17 protein-coding genes are annotated in these 16,318 nt (G+C 44.8%); 9 read left to right on the top strand and 8 right to left on the bottom strand.

Annotation, left to right across the window (positions count from 1 at the left end):
• The first annotated feature begins 55 nt into the window (after positions 1-55).
• Both plsY and EMP01_RS07625 read left to right on the top strand, forming a co-directional pair.
• Positions 56-700: a glycerol-3-phosphate 1-O-acyltransferase PlsY gene (plsY, locus tag EMP01_RS07630; RefSeq protein WP_129020915.1), complete on the top strand. Its 645-nt coding sequence runs from the start codon at positions 56-58 to the stop codon at positions 698-700.
• A gap of 114 nt (positions 701-814) precedes the next feature.
• Positions 815-2,653, top strand: coding sequence for a M28 family peptidase (locus EMP01_RS07625; RefSeq protein ID WP_129020914.1), 1,839 nt, complete (start codon positions 815-817; stop codon positions 2,651-2,653).
• Positions 2,654-3,203: 550 nt separating this feature from the next.
• Here the strand turns inward: EMP01_RS07625 and EMP01_RS07620 are convergent.
• The 3 genes from EMP01_RS07620 to EMP01_RS07610 all read right to left on the bottom strand — a co-directional run bounded on the left by EMP01_RS07620 (position 3,204) and on the right by EMP01_RS07610 (position 5,879).
• Positions 3,204-3,869 carry a phosphatase PAP2 family protein gene (locus tag EMP01_RS07620; RefSeq protein WP_129020913.1) on the bottom strand — a complete coding sequence of 222 codons (666 nt, stop codon included), beginning with the start codon at positions 3,867-3,869 and terminating at the stop codon, positions 3,204-3,206.
• Positions 3,870-5,339: an LptF/LptG family permease gene (locus EMP01_RS07615; protein ID WP_129020912.1), complete on the bottom strand. Its 1,470-nt coding sequence runs from the start codon at positions 5,337-5,339 to the stop codon at positions 3,870-3,872.
• A 159-nt stretch (positions 5,340-5,498) separates the two neighbouring features.
• Entirely contained in the window at positions 5,499-5,879 is a 381-nt protein-coding gene (locus EMP01_RS07610) for an START-like domain-containing protein (RefSeq protein WP_129020911.1), read from the bottom strand.
• A 239-nt stretch (positions 5,880-6,118) separates the two neighbouring features.
• Between EMP01_RS07610 and EMP01_RS07605 the strand changes: the two genes are divergently transcribed.
• The 4 genes from EMP01_RS07605 (at position 6,119) to folK (ending at position 8,932) form a co-directional block, all read left to right on the top strand.
• A complete protein-coding gene (locus EMP01_RS07605; protein ID WP_129020910.1) occupies positions 6,119-6,985 on the top strand; it encodes a sigma-70 family RNA polymerase sigma factor in 867 nt (288 codons plus the stop codon).
• A gap of 83 nt (positions 6,986-7,068) precedes the next feature.
• Positions 7,069-7,599: a calcium-binding EGF-like domain-containing protein gene (locus EMP01_RS07600; protein ID WP_129020909.1), complete on the top strand. Its 531-nt coding sequence runs from the start codon at positions 7,069-7,071 to the stop codon at positions 7,597-7,599.
• A 101-nt stretch (positions 7,600-7,700) separates the two neighbouring features.
• Complete coding sequence (gene lipB, locus EMP01_RS07595) at positions 7,701-8,414, top strand: lipoyl(octanoyl) transferase LipB (RefSeq protein ID WP_129020908.1); 714 nt, start codon at positions 7,701-7,703, stop codon at positions 8,412-8,414.
• A gap of 8 nt (positions 8,415-8,422) precedes the next feature.
• On the top strand, positions 8,423-8,932 hold the full coding sequence (gene folK / locus EMP01_RS07590) for a 2-amino-4-hydroxy-6-hydroxymethyldihydropteridine diphosphokinase (protein WP_129020907.1): 510 nt from the start codon (positions 8,423-8,425) through the stop codon (positions 8,930-8,932).
• Here folK and EMP01_RS07585 read toward each other — a convergent pair.
• Complete coding sequence (locus tag EMP01_RS07585; protein WP_202616023.1) at positions 8,924-9,874, bottom strand: glycosyltransferase family 2 protein; 951 nt, start codon at positions 9,872-9,874, stop codon at positions 8,924-8,926. The genes folK and EMP01_RS07585 overlap by 9 nt on opposite strands.
• A 467-nt stretch (positions 9,875-10,341) precedes the next feature.
• Here EMP01_RS07585 and EMP01_RS07580 point away from each other — a divergent pair, with 467 nt between their 5' ends.
• Positions 10,342-10,884: an REP-associated tyrosine transposase gene (locus EMP01_RS07580; protein ID WP_129020905.1), complete on the top strand. Its 543-nt coding sequence runs from the start codon at positions 10,342-10,344 to the stop codon at positions 10,882-10,884.
• A gap of 140 nt (positions 10,885-11,024) precedes the next feature.
• Here the strand turns inward: EMP01_RS07580 and EMP01_RS07575 are convergent, their stop codons facing one another.
• From EMP01_RS07575 to EMP01_RS07560, 4 genes are all read right to left on the bottom strand, one after another.
• Positions 11,025-12,497 carry a nicotinate phosphoribosyltransferase gene (locus tag EMP01_RS07575; RefSeq protein ID WP_129020904.1) on the bottom strand — a complete coding sequence of 491 codons (1,473 nt, stop codon included), beginning with the start codon at positions 12,495-12,497 and terminating at the stop codon, positions 11,025-11,027.
• Positions 12,498-12,522: 25 nt separating this feature from the next.
• Complete coding sequence (locus EMP01_RS07570; protein ID WP_129020903.1) at positions 12,523-13,272, bottom strand: metallophosphoesterase; 750 nt, start codon at positions 13,270-13,272, stop codon at positions 12,523-12,525.
• Positions 13,269-14,105: a ribose-phosphate diphosphokinase gene (gene prs, locus EMP01_RS07565; protein WP_129020902.1), complete on the bottom strand. Its 837-nt coding sequence runs from the start codon at positions 14,103-14,105 to the stop codon at positions 13,269-13,271. Before prs ends, EMP01_RS07570 begins: the two co-directional genes overlap by 4 nt.
• Positions 14,106-14,180: 75 nt before the next feature.
• On the bottom strand, positions 14,181-14,867 hold the full coding sequence (locus EMP01_RS07560; protein WP_129020901.1) for an NUDIX hydrolase: 687 nt from the start codon (positions 14,865-14,867) through the stop codon (positions 14,181-14,183).
• 121 nt (positions 14,868-14,988) lie between these two features.
• On the opposite strand from EMP01_RS07560, the gene EMP01_RS07555 reads away from it, so the two are divergent.
• Both EMP01_RS07555 and EMP01_RS07550 read left to right on the top strand, forming a co-directional pair.
• Positions 14,989-15,642, top strand: coding sequence for a metal-dependent transcriptional regulator (locus tag EMP01_RS07555; protein ID WP_129020900.1), 654 nt, complete (start codon positions 14,989-14,991; stop codon positions 15,640-15,642).
• A 163-nt stretch (positions 15,643-15,805) separates the two neighbouring features.
• Entirely contained in the window at positions 15,806-16,309 is a 504-nt protein-coding gene (locus tag EMP01_RS07550; RefSeq protein ID WP_129020899.1) for a MarR family winged helix-turn-helix transcriptional regulator, read from the top strand.
• Positions 16,310-16,318 lie beyond the last annotated feature (9 nt).

The following is a 16,318-nucleotide window of genomic DNA, read 5'->3' as shown; positions in this document are numbered from 1 at the left end:
TATGTGCTCTCAAAAATATTACTATCTTTGAGGCTATTTTTCAGAAAAAACAAACATGAATATAGTTTTTTTATTGGCTTTGGCGTATATGTTAGGTTCTATACCTACTGCAGTTTGGGTAAGTCAAAAGTTTTTTGGAATCGATATCAGAGAACACGGCAGTGGTAATGCAGGTGCAACCAATACCTTTAGGGTATTAGGTAAAAACGCCGGTATTGCAGTAATGCTGGTAGACATGCTGAAAGGATTTGTGGCTGTAAAGCTGGCTTATCTTTCCATGTACTCTCATAACGATATGAGTAATGCATTTACAAATCTGCAGGTAGCCTTAGGCCTCCTGGCAGTTATAGGCCACGTATTCCCCCTGTTTGCGGGCTTTAAAGGCGGTAAAGGTATTGCCACCCTGTTTGGTATGATCCTGGGTATACAATGGATTGTAGCGGTTTGTCTGGTTATTGTATTCATAATCATGCTTATCCTGACCAAATATGTGTCTTTAAGCTCTATTACAGCCAGCGTAGCCTTCCCCCTTTTATTATTATTTATCTTCAAAGGTCAGGAACCATCTTATATGCTGTTCGCTGTAGCCACTGCCCTGCTGGTAGTGCTGACACACCATAAAAATATACAACGATTACTCACCGGTAATGAGAGTAAAGTGAAGGTCAAGCTAAAGAAGAGGAGAAACCGGGAAAAATAAAAGAAATTATAAAAACGCTGCTGTCCTACAACAACAGCGTTTTTTTTAACGTTATAATTTTTGCAAAACCTATGTCTTCCAGTAGATTTGTAACTCCTTATAAAATAAATATTAATGCAATATAAAAAGTTGATCACTGCTGCCATGCTCTTAGCGGTAAGCCCCACAAGCCATGGTCAGTTGCTCAAAAATATACTTAGTACCAATAAAAGCGCAGCTCCGAACAATGAGCCCCTCATACAGGCATTGCGCAATGATGTTGCAGAACTATCTCAGGATAAATATACCGGCAGACTTATAGGCACGGCCGGGTACAATAACGTGACAGCACATATCGAAAAGCGCATGAGCGAGATCGGCCTGACCCGCTATGGTACGATCGGTTATAAATCAGTATTCAAATATGTGACTGGCCGCAGTGCGACAGTTGAGTCCCGTTTCCTGGTCAATAATAAGAATGTAGTGATCAATACAGATGTGTTACCACTTCCTTTCTGTGCCAATGAAGATAACAATTCCTATATTATCCCGGGCACTATTGCCAATTATACTGCCTGGCTGACCCCCTTGTTCGATCTGCCGGGTAATCATGAGTTTAATGAAAAAAGCATACAACCGCTCATCAAAAAGATCCTGAATGCACAGGATCGCGGTGCTACTGCATTATACCTTTATGACGATTCCAACAACGGCATCGACCTGAAGACAATAAAGACCTATTGCAATCTGCCCATCAACCGGGAGATCAAGATTCCGGTATGGATCATATCCAAGACCGCTTACAATGATTATTTTAAAGGTGTAGACTACTTCACACCAGTATTCAGCAGCCCGAAATTCAGAAATGACTTTAAAGAAGGCTATAATATAGCCGGCACCATCAATAATAATGCAGCCAGCACTATTGTGATCATGGCCGATTATGACCAGTTATATGCCGGTAACAAAGGCGAGGTACTGAATGGTGCCAATGACAATGCCAGTGGTGTAGCTACCTTACTGCAGCTGGCCAGTTTGCTGAAAGCTCCGGAGTACAAGCAATACAATTATGCATTTGTGGCCTTCTCCGGCAGTCAGATGGGCACCTTGGGCGCGCAATCGTTCCTTAATATTCCCAACATTAAATCAAAGATTGCTTATGCCATCGACATTACCGCTGTAGGTAAGCTGAATGAAAGAAGCGAGATTTATATCAACGGAGCAGGAACTGCTGCAACCTTTGCCCCGGCCATTAAAGGAGTTTCTGCAGAGTACAATCCAAAAGTAGGCGAAGAGTACCCGCATACGGCATCTTATACCAAATTCATAGAAGAGCAGATCCCCACCTTATCATTCTCTACCGGTTACAACCAGCAGTTTATTGCAGAGACCGACAAGGTTAGCAGCATCAATTTTGCCGGTATGGCAACGGTAACCCGTTATATCATGAGCGTTATAGGCTCTGTAAATAAAACAGGAGTACCTTCCTACAGCAGTCAGACAATTGCGGTAACCGACAAGGACCTGTCTGTTGAGAAAGCCGTTGTGGCCTCCGAGCCTGCAACCAAAGCTCCGGTGCGTCCGGTACAGAAACCGGCTACCGCTACCACCACCCAGCCTGTTGCCAGTGCTAAGAAACCTGTAAAGAGGCCTTCCGGTCCGAAAAACAATGCGCCTATTACGGATCCTAATTACAGAGGTGCCAAGTCTATTGTAAAGGATGTACTGGGACTGGGCATTAACGAACTGGATGCCCGTGAAGGAGGTGCTTATATATACAGTATAGACACTCCGGGCAAGGGGTCTGAACTGGGCTTTAAAGAGGGTGATGTAGTATTACAGATCGGTAGCATCCCGGTATTTAATGCCAAAAGCTATCTTATAACCATACAGAAATTCAAATCCGGGGAAAGAACCTATTTCAAAGTAAAAAAATCAGACGGCCAGACGGCCATGATCAATGTTGATTTCTAAAGAACATTTTTCTATAAAAGAATGGCGCGCCGGTTACCGGCGCGCCATTCTTTTATAGAAAAATACAATTAACTGATTATCCGCTTACAGGAAACAAAGATTTGCCTTTTTCCTCGCGTTAATTTCTATGGCTAACTTTTGCCTTGATGCAAAAGGTAGCGCCAAAAAATCAAGGCTGTATAAATCCCTGGCTAAAAATCAATGTGTCGGCCGGTCGCAAACCAGACTCACTTCGTTCAGACAGTGGTTTGCAACTTTATCGACCGAGCCAATGATTTTATGAACGCCGGATTTATAAGGCCTTTCGAGCAATCTGTACAGTACGGATCGCTTATTGTTTTCATCACAGCGATAGCCATTTTGGAGTGGAGCTGCGATCGTTGAGCAGTGAACGGATCACACGTTAAGCTCAAACGATCAATGCACGCAACGGTACAAAATGGCGGTGCTCCGCAATCGCCTTGATGAAAACAAAGGCATTTTTGGTCCTTTTGTTGCCGGACAAAAGGACGAGTAAAATAGTTACCTAAATGCGGATAGTCAGTTACAATTATATAAAGCGACAATACCCTGCCTTGTAAAAGGCAAGCAACACAGCGCTGCACACCACCACTCCTTCTATACTGCCAATGTAGATATCGGTAAAGAAATGCTGGCCCAGGTACATACGGGAATAAGCCACCAACAATGCTGCTACACATAGCAAAATGGCCTTTAATACTGACTGACTGCGGGACAGTAAGGATAACAGAAAAGCAAAGGCAAAAGCACCTGCCGTATGGCCCGAAGGAAAGGAATGCGCCCGATGCAATACCTCTCCGCTGATATAATGAAACCAGGGCTCGTCTCCATACAAGGCAACCGGACGTGCATGTGCAAATGCAAATTTCATAGCCTGGTTGATCAGCAAAGAGCCGATCTGTGTGCTAATCACCAGCAAGAGAAAATAACGATTACGGTAACGGTACCAGAATAAAGCAAGTAATACCGGTATGATCACCACTGCGGTACCAATGGCGGTATAGCATCTAAAGAAAATATCGCCAAGGTGAACATGATGCGTATGCACCCATTTAAACAGGGGAAGATTGCCGTATGTCAGCAATAGTATACCACCCAGCACGACCCAGGTCAGAAAGCAAAGAATGAAGGTATACACTCCCTTTTTACTGCAGGCAAATGCGCTGTCGGGGGCTACCGGAAGTAAGTCGAACATTTATTTAAGCTGTGCTTGTTCCTTAACAAATATACCTTTGATTTTGCGCCAAAGGTTGATGTACGCTTCTTTCTTAAATACAGGTGAGTCATTACGCGCCTGTACCAGGATAATGATCGCAATAGGCATCAGGCAGACCGTAGCCAGCCACATGCCTTCCAGGGCAGGCATTTTACCCTGCTTCGCCAGTTTCTCTCCTGTAGAGGACAGGATAAAGTATACTACGAAAAACAGGATAGATATAACCATCGGTAATCCAAGGCCTCCTTTACGGATAATAGCGCCCATAGGCGCACCGATCAGGAACAGTACCAGGCAGGCAAAAGCATAAGTAAACTTTTTATGCCATTGCATATTATACTGGTTCAGTTTGGTATAGTTGATTTCGTTATTAGTTGCATTGATAGACAGGTAGCGCTGTATGCTCTGCGCATTATTGACCACCTTGCCGGAAATGTCATTGCGCTGCTCCCGGTCAAACAGGCTGATGAGATCTTTGCTGTACACAGGCTTGTCGGTCTTCATGGCCGCATTTATTTTAGCATCCAGGTCTTTCAGGTCGCCGTCTTTCTTGTACAGACTTATATAATAGCCCGTGCTTTTCTTTAGTTCACGGAGGTCCTTCCCTATCAGTTTATATGTACTGTCCACACTCTTGTTCAGCATGGCAATATCCTGCATTTCTTCACTGCTTTTAAACAGGTCTTCGCGGGTACGCGAGAAGCCGAAGCTGGATACATCTATTACTTTATTCCATTTTTTGAAGAACATTCGCTGCTGTTCATACTGCCCTTCGCTGTCCTTTTTAAATTCATAACGCCAGCCATTGTTCAGTTCAAATACCAGGAAGCGCTTATCATTGCTCAGGTACATTTTACCTTTCTCTGCAGCAACCACATTATTATTACCCCCCCCCTTGCTGTGATCATAGATCAGCACATCTGATATCGTACTTCCATCTTCGCTTTTACTGCCTATACGGATCACAAAATTGCCCAGCCCGCGGTTAAATACCCCTGGCTTAATACTCATGGTAGGCTTTTTGTTGCGCATATCATACAACAGGGAATAGGCCTTAAGGTTAGCTTTAGGGATGATGTAGTTACTGAATAGAAACATACCTATAACCACACCTATAATAAATAAAGTAAGCGGTCGCAGAAAACGGAACAGGGAAATACCGGAAGACTTAATCGCTACCAGCTCATAATTTTCACCGAGGGCACCGAATGTCATGATAGAAGCTAGCAGGATACCCAGTGGCATGGCCATAGGCACCAGTGTGGCAGACATGTAGATCATGAGCTCCAGGATCAGCTGTAAGGACAGGCCTTTGCCGATAAGATCATCCATGTACAGCCAGAAAAACTGCATCAGGAATACAAACAACACAATGAAAAAAGTGACCACATATGGCCCCATAAAGCTTTTCAGAATGAGTTTATCCAGTTTTTTGATCCCCAGGTTCATAAATTATTATCTGTCAGAATAGATGTGCAAATATACTATGCTTACCCTTAGCGATGAAATCCAATAATACGGGTAAACGTTATAAAGAAAGGCCGTCGTACAAGGGCTACCCCTGTATAACGGCCTGTAATGCGATATTAATATTATGATCGGTATATCTTAACTTCCGATACGGTGCTTCAGATCATTAACCTGGCGATTCCATAACTGTTGCTGATCTTTGATATCAGTCTTATCCGCAAAGTCAGTTACCTGCAAAATCGTTTCATTGGTTACATCGCTTTGGGTAATACGGAATTCAAAATATTCATCATCATCATAATAGTCCCAGCGAAAACGTACAAATTCGTTCTCAGCCATTTCAAGTAACTCCGCTTCGTCTTCTACACCCTTCCAGCTAAAGAAAAAAGATTGATCACGTTGATTCACCTCATCTGCAAACCACTCCTGGAGACCCGCTGGAGTTGACAAAAATTCATATAAAATACTAGGACTGCAACGTATTGGTATCTCTATAGTATATTGATTTTTTTTACTCATACAAAAAAATTAAACGCGAAAAATGTTTCTGCAATAAGAATAAAAAAAACGACATAAACAAGTCTTTCATTTATTTTTTTAATTTTTGGAACTTCTCTAACATTTTTTTGCACTGTTATATATTTTTTTTGGAATTACATTAACTAATCGTTAAATTTGGTATCGTAATATGTTAAAAATCCTTTAAATCACCCTTAAAACAGTTCTGTTATAAGATAAAAATATACACAATTATGTCAATGCGCCAGCTTAAAATCACCAAATCGATTACGAACAGGGAGAGTCAATCCCTGGAAAAATATCTGCAGGAAATCGGAAAGGTACAGCTCATTACTCCTGAGGAGGAAGTGCTGTTGGCTATCAGGATAAAGCAGGGCGACCAGAAAGCGCTGGAACGCCTTACCAAAGCCAATTTAAGATTTGTGGTTTCTGTTGCAAAACAGTACCAGAACCAGGGCCTTTCTTTAAGCGACCTGATCAATGAAGGTAACCTTGGCCTCATTAAAGCCGCGCAACGCTTTGATGAAACTAAAGGCTTTAAATTTATCTCCTATGCAGTATGGTGGATTCGCCAGTCTATCCTGCAATCGCTGGCAGAACAAAGCCGTATCGTACGCCTGCCGCTGAACAAAGTAGGACTGACCAATAAAATAGGTAAAGCATATACTGCACTGGAGCAGGAATATGAAAGAGAACCATCTGCAGATGAGATCGCCACATTACTGGAGATCGACATCGAAGAGGTGGAAAGTACAATAGGTGTATCTACCCGCCACGTCAGCGTAGATGCTCCGTTCTCCGACACAGAAGATGGTAGCCTGCTGGATGTGCTGGCCAATGAAAATGCCTCATCTGTAGATAACGAGATCACGAACAAACAATCGCTAAAAACAGAGATTGACCGTACTTTAAATGTATTGTCAGACAAGCAACGTACTGTTGTAAAAATGTATTTCGGTATCGGGTATGACCATGCAGTGTCACTGGAAGATATCGGCGCACATTTCGGACTGACCAGAGAGCGTGTAAGACAGATTAAGGATAAAGCAATCTGCAAATTGCAGACCAAAGAGCAATGCCACCTGTTAAAATATTTCCTGGGCTAAGTAGAGGATTTTATAAAAATTATTTTAACTTTAGCTTTTGATCCCCGTGGCGGGATCGATGTGGTATGATCAAATCCAAAAACATGAAAAGAATTAAATCTATATTATTAGCCGGCTTTGGTTTCTTTGCAATCGGTGGTATGGTATTAAGCAGCTCTTGCGAGCAGGACCCATGTACTACACTGCTGTGTCAGAACGGTGGCAGCTGTTCAGATGGTCTGTGTCAATGCCCTACAGGATATGAAGGTGCAGAGTGTGAGATTAAGACTGCAAGCCGCTTTGTAGGTAAGTACAGAGGTACAACCCGTTGTACACACGACAACGTCGTATTCCCTATTACTGCCGACAGCGTAGAGATTAAACTGGTACAGGATCCGAACAAGATCAGCCTGGTGATGTATGCAGGTAATACTTCCATTGCTGGTTTTGAAGGCATTGCCGATAATCCTAATACTACTTTCAATACCTTTAATAACGGTGTGGTAAGCATTCACCCAACCATCCAGATCGATGGTAACCTGATCTATGTATACCTGGAATCTCTGACACTGGCTTCCGGCGAAAGACAGCACTGTAAGTTTACCGGTGTGAAAGATACAGCTACAGCACCCTAAAATATCAATCTTTTTTATACCTAAGCGGGCAATTTCAATATTGCCCGCTTATTTTTTACATAATAATTACCGAATTTTGCAAACTAAAATATACAAAGGTTATGGTCTCCGTACAATTTAAGGATTTAGGCAATATAGAATATGGCGATGCCTGGGATATGCAGGAGCGGATCATGAAGCAGGGACTGGACATTAAAGCAGAGCGCGTTTCTGCCCCGGAACTGGCCCAGGGCAAGGAGATCGGGCAACACCTTTTTATCTGCGAGCACCCGCATGTGTATACATTGGGCAAAAGCGGCGCAGTGGAAAACCTGCTCATCAACAACCAGCATATGCAATCGCTGGGAGTAACCTTCTATAAAACCAATCGTGGCGGCGATATTACCTATCATGGTCCCGGCCAGATGGTGGCCTACCCTGTACTGGATCTGGAAGCCTTCAAAACCGATCTGGGCTGGTATATGCGCTCCCTGGAAGAAGTCGTGATCCGTACCATTGCCGAATACGGCATTACCGGCGCAAGACTGGAAGGGGCTACCGGCGTATGGATTGATGCAGACAATCCGGCAAAAGCCCGTAAAATATGTGCTATGGGCGTGCGTTGCAGCCGCTGGATCACTATTCACGGACTGGCGCTCAATATGAATACCGATCTTAACTTCTTTAACTTCATCGTGCCTTGCGGCATTACCGACAAAGGCGTAACCAGTATGCAGAAAGAGCTGAACGGACCTGTAGATGAGGCGGCTGTTAAACAGACCTTCCTGAAGCATTTTGAAGACATTTTCGGCGCGCAACTGCAAAACCAGAACTAATATACCAGATGAATACTGCTTACCTGCTGATCGGAGGCAATGAGGGCAACCGTGAGGCTACATTGTACCAATGCGTACAAATGCTGCGCCGTACGGTGGGGCATATCATAAACCTGTCTCCGCTATACGAAACCGCCTCCTGGGGCAAGGAAGACCTGCCTCCGCACCTGAACCAGGCGATACAGCTGGAGACGGAGTTCGATGCTGCAACATTACTGACGCATGTGCTGGAGATCGAGCATTTGCTGGGCCGCACCCGCAGTATACAATGGGGCAGCCGCAAAATCGATATCGATATTATTTTCTTCAACCGCGAAGTGATCCATACACCGGATCTGCAGATACCGCACCCGTGGATGCAACTGCGCCGCTTTGTACTGCAGCCGCTGGCCGATATTGCAGCTGATTATGTGCATCCGGTATCCGGCCTCAGCGTATCGGAATTACTAAAAACCTGTACAGATGACTTATCTGTACAGGTCTATATATCAGAAGATACGGAAGATAGTTTATTGTAAATGCTCTTCTATAATGAAGCGCGGGCGGTGTTTCACCTCTTTATACATTTTGGCTACATACTCACCTATCAGCCCTATACACAGTAACTGTATACCACCAAGGAAATACATCGGTATTACGGTAGATGCCCAGCCAGTAGCGGTATGGTGCGTCATATAGGCCACCAGTGCGTAGATACTCAATAAGATCGTAATGGCAAAAATGATAAAGCCACAGAAGGTTACAAAGCGCAGCGGCTTTATGCTCAGGCTGGATATACCATTCCAGGCAAAAGACAGCATCTTACGCAGGTTATACTTGCTCTCTCCGGCAAATCGTTCACCACGCTTATAGTACACACTGGTCTGGCGGAAACCAATCATGGGTACCATACCCCTCAGGTACAGGTTTGCTTCTTCAAAAGACTTGAAAGCATCCATAGCCCGGCGGCTCAGCAGGCGGTAGTCGGCATGGTTATACACAGACTCTACCCCCATCACCGATAATAATTTATAAAAAGCCAGGGCAGTATTGCGTTTAAAACGGGTATCGGTACTGCGGTCATCGCGTACCCCATATACCACATCATAGCCCTTAAGATAAGCCTGTATCATCTCCTCCATGGCATTAAGATCGTCCTGCAGATCAGCGTCGATAGAGATAATAATATCAGCATCATCGGCATGAAACAACCCCGCCAGCAAAGCATTCTGATGGCCAAAATTGCGGGACAATTTCAATCCCTTAAAGTACTGATGTGAAGAGTACAGGCGGGCAATCTGCTCCCAGGTACGGTCTTTACTGCCATCGTCTGTAAACAGTACATAACTGTTTACAGCAATCAATTGTTTGCCTATATAATCATCCAGTAAAACCTTAAGCCTCTTCGAGGTTTCGGGCAGTACTTCCTCTTCGTTATAACAAGGTATTACAATGGCCAGACGTGGGGGCATAGTATTCATTTGTGCGCAAAAGTATAAAATAAATGATACATACGGTAGCAGTAATACAAAGCATATACTGCTCCTGCTGTTTCATTGCACTAACGCAAAACATTGGCATTAAATTATGTAGAAAGGTAAAACCCTGGCTGGCGCGCGATCCCGGCGCGTGCCTTCAATAAATTGAGTGTTCCCGTCTTTTCGAGCACAGCGCAGCGGAGCCGAGAAATCTCCTCTATTCTTCAATCGATCAGGAGATATCTCCACTACGCTAACGCTTCGGTCGATATGACGAGTGGTGGCCAAAACCCTGGCTGGTGCCTTAAATGAATTGAGTGGGTGTTCCCGTCCTTCCGAGTGGAGCGTAGCGGAGCCGAGAAATCCTTTGCTGGCGCACGCGCCCCGCGTGTGTCTTTAATATTCATTAACTAATCCGGTACATGGCCAACAATTGCAATATGTTATTTTTAGACTCTAAACCAATATCTATGAGCCGAAAGTATAAGTTTCATAATGGCGATGGCATGTACTTCGTCAGTTTTGCGATCGTTTACTGGATCGATCTGTTTACAAGAGAAGATTATAACCAATGTATTGTCAACAATCTTAATTTTTACACATCGAAAGGTATGGAGATTTTCGGCTGGTGTATTATGCCCAGTCATATACACCTTATCTTCCGGGACCAAAACGGCCAACCAGATCAGTTACTTGGTCGTTTTAAATCCTACACATCAAAATCACTACAACAGACCATTATTGAGCATCCGGGTGAAAGCCGCAGAGAATGGCTCTTATGGATGATGAAGCATGCTGCTGCCAATACAAGCAATGTTAGCAATCGGATGTTATGGCAACACCATAATAAGCCAGTCGAGTTATTTAGTGCAGCTGTTTTTGAACAAAAGATGCATTACCTGCATCAGAATCCTGTTGCAGCAGGTCATGTAACAGAAGCACATCACTGGAAGTATAGCAGCGCTATCGATTATTGTGGCGGTAAAGGATTTGTAAAGTTGATGGGGATATAACAGGCACACGCGAGGGCGCGTGCGCTAGCGGGACAAAATTGCCTGTTCTTAGTGCTCCCGAGGAACACTAAGAACAGGCAATTCATTTTTATTATACTTTTGATGACGCACGCGCCCCGCGTGTGTCCACAATACACTAATTAATCCTGCAATACCTGCTCTGCAGCCCGCACTCTGGCTCTTATAGCACTTAAAGTATCATCGATCAGCAGCTTACCATCACGAAATACTTCTTTCAGTTCGCCGGTCTTTTCTTCTGCCCAGCTGACTTCGTCCTGCAACTGGTATCGGCCATCTGTACGTACAATCTTCATCAGGCCTTTGGCCGATTTTTTGGTACCATCATCCGTAACCGGATCTTTGTATATAGCCCGGCCCTCACCATTTACTTCACCATAGGTAGCTTTCATCGCAAAGCCAAAGGTATCGCGGGTATTATACTGGTAGGTAAAGGAGCCTATACCTAATACCACATTGGTAGAGGCAAAGCCCTTGGCCTTCAGCCGCTCACAGATCTGTACCGCACGTTCCAGGGTAATGCTATCGCCATATATGGCCCCTATCTGCGGCACCAGTTCTTTATATCCTTTCTCATTCACCACACCGCCAAAGGTGTCCCAAAGCAGCTCTATCACCCCTTTGCGTACATGAACTTCAGTAGCATCGGCCTTACCGCAGAGAATATCGACCGGATCTCCGCTATCGGGACGAATCACGACCTTGCCTTCGCGGTCCAGGATTACCTGTTTTAATTGTGGCAGATAGTCCAGCAATACTTTCCACAGGTCCCAGGTATCGGACACGATAGATACGATGCCGGAAGGGTATATTTCCGTAATGAGTCGCTTAAATGTATGCAGCTCTCCCTCTGTTGTACCCATACACATTACAGAGTGTTCTGTAGCCGCTACAGAGCCCCCGATCAGTTCCTGATCTGAATTGGCACCATAATACTGCTCCAGAAAGTCTATAGCCGGTATGGTATCGGTACCGGAAAAGCTGAGCAGGTGTCCACTGCCGGAAAGTACTGCTGCTTCTATGCCCGCCATACCCCGCATAGAGAAGTCATGTCCCTGCCAGTCCACAAAACCGGGTGCTACAGAGGTCTCTGCGGCATAGCGATCCAGGATGCGGCGGTAGGCGCGGGCTATAGTAGCCGAGGTACAGGGCATCCAGACTACTGAGGAGACTAATGTCTCAAAGTAATTGGTGAGCCAGAAAAACTCAGGCAGTGTGTTGTACATGGTAAACATCGGTACCCGGATTGGCACCGCAGCACCTTCTGGCAGTGCTTTGATGACCATAGGTATATAACCCAGATCATGCAGTGCGGCTATATGCTCGGTACCTACACTGTTGGGGCCGAGATAATTATTGATCCTGCGGCTGTACTGTGCCACCACTTTATCTTTTGGCTGACTAAAGAAATCTCTTTCAAAATCTTCAAGTATATACTTCTTGATAAAATACTGCAGCCCGAAGAAGATCACCTCTTCTACCCCTTCGATACGGCTTTTGCGGGGTGTCCAGTTAGAATATACCAGCGTAGTACCTTCAGGATATTGTCTGCGGTGATCCACCTTATACCCATCTGTCATCAGTAAAGGATTCATATAGAATAATTTTATGCTTGAAGAATTATTGTTCGTTAAAAGGTTTGGCATTACGGCCCCGCTCATCGGGGTATAATTGGGGCAAAGGATCGCTCTGCCAGAAGTCTTTGGTATCGGCATCTATCAGGCTCAGGCTGCCGTCAAATGCAGATCCGGTATCGACATTCCATACATTGATCGCTTGCATAGGTACACGCTGGCCATAGTTCAGTGTAGGGGTATGGCCGATATATATTTCGTGGTACAGCTTCAGCCGCTTAGGATATAAGGCGGAGTGCTGCTCTACCCTGCGGTCCATAACCACAACCATCTCCCACAGCGTACGATCGGTATTAAAAGCAGACTGATGTGCCTCATGGTCTACACCATACTGGGCCGTGAATCCGGCATGGACAAACAGGCGATTATCCTGATCTATATAATAGGGCTTCATCCGTTCAAAGAACTCCAGGTGCTCCCGCTTTTCTGCATCACTCACCTGCTCATAACTCTTTATGGTAGATAGTCCGCCGTTCTTGGCCCATATGCTCATATCCACCTCGCCACGCAGCCATTGTTCACATTTTACATCATGGTTGCCTTTGATAAAGATGCAATGCTGCAGTTTGCCAGCCGCCATCAGGAAGCGGATGACCTGTGCCGATTCGCTCCAGCCATCTACATAATCGCCCAGGAAGATAAGTGTATCGCTGGTTGTTACCGCTGCCCTATCCATAACCTGCTCCAGGCCCCTGAGCCCTCCATGTATATCACCGATGACTAATGTTCTGCTCATAAAATATCTTTTAAGGCAATCTGCACTACTTTTTCATGGCTAATGTCCCGGAAGGAGTCGGTCGTAAAGATCTTTTCATAATACTGTGCCAGTTCCTCCACCCCATGACTGAAAATGCCATGAGATACCGCCAGGAACAGACGACCTACTTGATGCTTGCGCAGTTGCTGCGCCAGTCCCAGAAAGGTGCCGCCACCATCGCAGATATCATCTACCACCAGGAAGTCTTTACCCTTCAGATCCTCTTCTGCGAACACTTCAAAGCCACTCAGCTTACCCGTTTTCACATCTCTCCGCTTGCTGCACTCTACTACATTAATGCCACCAAGGTATTCAGAGAGTTTATAGATCTTTTTCAGTGCACCACCATCAGGGGCTACCAGCTGCACCGGTGCAGTGATGTGTTCCAGTACCTTGGCTACGAAAGCATGATTGGGTACGGCTACCACCCTGTCCAGCAGAGCAGGTGTCACTTCAGAATGCGGGTCGAAGACTACTACTTTCTGTATACACATACGGTTAATGATATCGGCGTACACCTTTACCGACAGTGACTCTCCCGGAACCATAACCCTGTCCTGGCGGGCCGCAGGAAAGTAAGGGATAATCAGTTTGCTGATCACCACATCCATACGTTGTAAGGCATCTACAGCCAGGCAGAGCATGCCCAGTGCTTCGAAAGAGTTGAGCCGGTGTGTGATCGTTACGGCAGTACCGGCGGGCACTTCAGTAATAATCCTGATATGTGGCTCTCCGCCGGAGAATATTTTGCGCTCTGCTGCTATTTCCGGTCCTGCTACCGGTCTGAATGTACTATCGAGATTAAGTATCATATGCATTAGTTTGCGTAATTTCTACACAAATATAAAAACCTTTTTAGTGAACTGCCAAATTATTTAGCGTAATTTTTACGCAAATTTAATTTCAAAGGAGATTCCTTCTTTCTGAAGCTTCTGGTATTTACGTTTATTGAAGCGAAAAAGCATGGCCGGACGGCCGCTTTGCTGCTGTACCTTCTGCGTCGTTTCCTCAACTACACCCAGGCTCAGTATTTTTTTACGAAAGTTGCGCCGGTCTATGTCCTGATTCAGTATGGTTGCATACAATTGTTCCAGATCAGAAAATAAGAATTGTTCCGGCAGCAGGTCAAAGCCTATGGGCTGGTATTTTAATTTAGACTGCAGTCGGGCCACTGCCATGCGGATGATGTCTGCATGATCAAATGCCAGTACAGGCAATTCCTGTACCGGAAACCATTGTGCATCATCGGCATCAGTATCCGCTTTCAGCACCAGCCTGGAAGGGTTGACCAGGGCAAAATAAGCAACAGAGATGACCCGGAAACGGGGATCACGGTCTACCTGGTCACCAAAGGTATATAACTGCTCCAGGAAGCTGACCGATATACCTGCCTCTTCCTGCAACTCGCGCACCACGGCTGTATCCAGCCCCTCATCGTCTTTAACAAAGCCACCGGGCAGTGCCCATTGCCCTTTCTGCTCGCCATACTTGCGCCGGATCAGCAATACCATAAGCTGGTTGTTGCTGTATCCAAACACGATGGCATCTACGGCTACTTTAATATTTTGTTTCATATACAAGACTTATGCGTATTGCATACACAAATATAATTGATCTGGCCGCATTAACCGGGCTATTTACCGAAAAGCTGCACAACTGTGTGACAATTAGTACCATTATCTATATCTTTGTGCCATGTATTCTTTAGCCGAAGAAAATTATCTCAAAGCTTTATACCTGATTGCCGGAGAATCGGGTGCTGTTAATGTCAATGACCTGAGTAAGCACCTGAATATTAAAATGCCCACGGTAAACAGTATGATGAAAAAGCTGTTTGAGAAAAAACTGGTAGAATACGAAAGTTACAAACCCATAAAACTGACCAAAGAAGGGAAAAAACAGGCTGCGTTAATCATACGCAAGCATCGCCTTACGGAAATGTTCCTGGTTGATAAAATGGGCTTCGGGTGGGAAGAGGTACACGAAATAGCAGAACAGATTGAACACCTGCACGCACCACTTTTTTTTGACCGGATGGACGCTATGCTCGGCTTTCCGAAAGCGGACCCGCACGGTTCTCCCATACCTAATAAAAGCGGGGAGATCGAGTGGCTGTCTTATGTAAACCTGAGCGAGTGCAAGGAAGGCGATAAGGTAGTATTAAGCGCTGTAACCCATTCTTCTGACGATTTTCTTAAATTTCTGAATACGAAGCAGATCAAACTTGGCGATTTCATTACCGTGCACCATATAGAACCTTATGATGGCAGTATGCAGCTGACCGTGGGCAGTAATGCACCGGAGACATTCAGCAAAGTGGTATGTGAAAAGCTTTTGGTCCGTCCTTAAGGCAAAATCATAATATTTTGTTATAAACACTTACTCAAAAAGTGTCGAATGTTCAATTTTACATTGAAAATCAATTCCTTACACAAAACATTTCCTATTCAGGGATAAAATAAATTTGGTTGACATATCAACCAAATTTACCTTTGCGAAAATTTTTGCAAGCGTGAATAGTATTAAGAAAAATTTCCTGGAAGGCCTCGAGAACTCGTTCTTCGGGCAGCTCAGGAAAATATTGGTAGCCTCTCACAGGATGACCAGCAAGTTTATTTCCGAGTCCCAGATACCCATCCAGGTAGATCAGTTGCCGGTATTTATGGCGATCTATCTTCATGAGAATCTTTCTCAGCAAGAGGTAGCCAATACCCTGTGCAGAGATAAGGCTTCTGTAAAGAGGACCATCAGTAACCTGGAAAAAAACGGCCTGGTAACCATCAAACCCAATCCTGTAGATAAGCGTGCCAACCAGGTAAGCCTTACCAAAGAAGGAGAACATGCGGTACACCTGATCAATGAAGTGATCAATAAAGTAGATCATACGCTGCGTGAAATAGCGACTACAGATCTGGACCAGCTGACAAGCTCCCTCAAAACCCTGGCCGATAATATGATTGCCGGCCTACCCGATTTACAGTACGATCATCATTGTCAACCTATCAAACATTCATAATTATACCCA

The sequence above is a fragment of the Edaphocola flava genome (assembly GCF_004118155.1).
Taxonomy (GTDB): Bacteria; Bacteroidota; Bacteroidia; order Chitinophagales; family Chitinophagaceae; genus Edaphocola; species Edaphocola flava.
Note: the sequence above shows the minus strand (reverse complement) of the source record. Positions and strands in the feature narration are given on the sequence as shown.

Excerpts from the sequence above, each read along its gene's own strand:
- EMP01_RS07600 (WP_129020909.1), top strand. The coding sequence starts at position 7,069 with ATGAAAAGAATTAAATCTATATTATTAGCCGGCTTTGGTTTCTTTGCA.
- EMP01_RS07580 (WP_129020905.1), top strand. The coding sequence starts at position 10,342 with ATGAGCCGAAAGTATAAGTTTCATAATGGCGATGGCATGTACTTCGTC.
- lipB (WP_129020908.1), top strand. The coding sequence starts at position 7,701 with ATGGTCTCCGTACAATTTAAGGATTTAGGCAATATAGAATATGGCGAT.
- EMP01_RS07575 (WP_129020904.1), bottom strand. The coding sequence starts at position 12,497 with ATGAATCCTTTACTGATGACAGATGGGTATAAGGTGGATCACCGCAGA.
- EMP01_RS07620 (WP_129020913.1), bottom strand. The coding sequence starts at position 3,869 with ATGTTCGACTTACTTCCGGTAGCCCCCGACAGCGCATTTGCCTGCAGT.
- EMP01_RS07555 (WP_129020900.1), top strand. The coding sequence starts at position 14,989 with ATGTATTCTTTAGCCGAAGAAAATTATCTCAAAGCTTTATACCTGATT.
- prs (WP_129020902.1), bottom strand. The coding sequence starts at position 14,105 with ATGATACTTAATCTCGATAGTACATTCAGACCGGTAGCAGGACCGGAA.
- EMP01_RS07625 (WP_129020914.1), top strand. The coding sequence starts at position 815 with ATGCAATATAAAAAGTTGATCACTGCTGCCATGCTCTTAGCGGTAAGC.
- EMP01_RS07610 (WP_129020911.1), bottom strand. The coding sequence starts at position 5,879 with ATGAGTAAAAAAAATCAATATACTATAGAGATACCAATACGTTGCAGT.
- EMP01_RS07615 (WP_129020912.1), bottom strand. The coding sequence starts at position 5,339 with ATGAACCTGGGGATCAAAAAACTGGATAAACTCATTCTGAAAAGCTTT.
- plsY (WP_129020915.1), top strand. The coding sequence starts at position 56 with ATGAATATAGTTTTTTTATTGGCTTTGGCGTATATGTTAGGTTCTATA.
- folK (WP_129020907.1), top strand. The coding sequence starts at position 8,423 with ATGAATACTGCTTACCTGCTGATCGGAGGCAATGAGGGCAACCGTGAG.
- EMP01_RS07605 (WP_129020910.1), top strand. The coding sequence starts at position 6,119 with ATGCGCCAGCTTAAAATCACCAAATCGATTACGAACAGGGAGAGTCAA.
- EMP01_RS07570 (WP_129020903.1), bottom strand. The coding sequence starts at position 13,272 with ATGAGCAGAACATTAGTCATCGGTGATATACATGGAGGGCTCAGGGGC.
- EMP01_RS07585 (WP_202616023.1), bottom strand. The coding sequence starts at position 9,874 with ATGAATACTATGCCCCCACGTCTGGCCATTGTAATACCTTGTTATAAC.
- EMP01_RS07560 (WP_129020901.1), bottom strand. The coding sequence starts at position 14,867 with ATGAAACAAAATATTAAAGTAGCCGTAGATGCCATCGTGTTTGGATAC.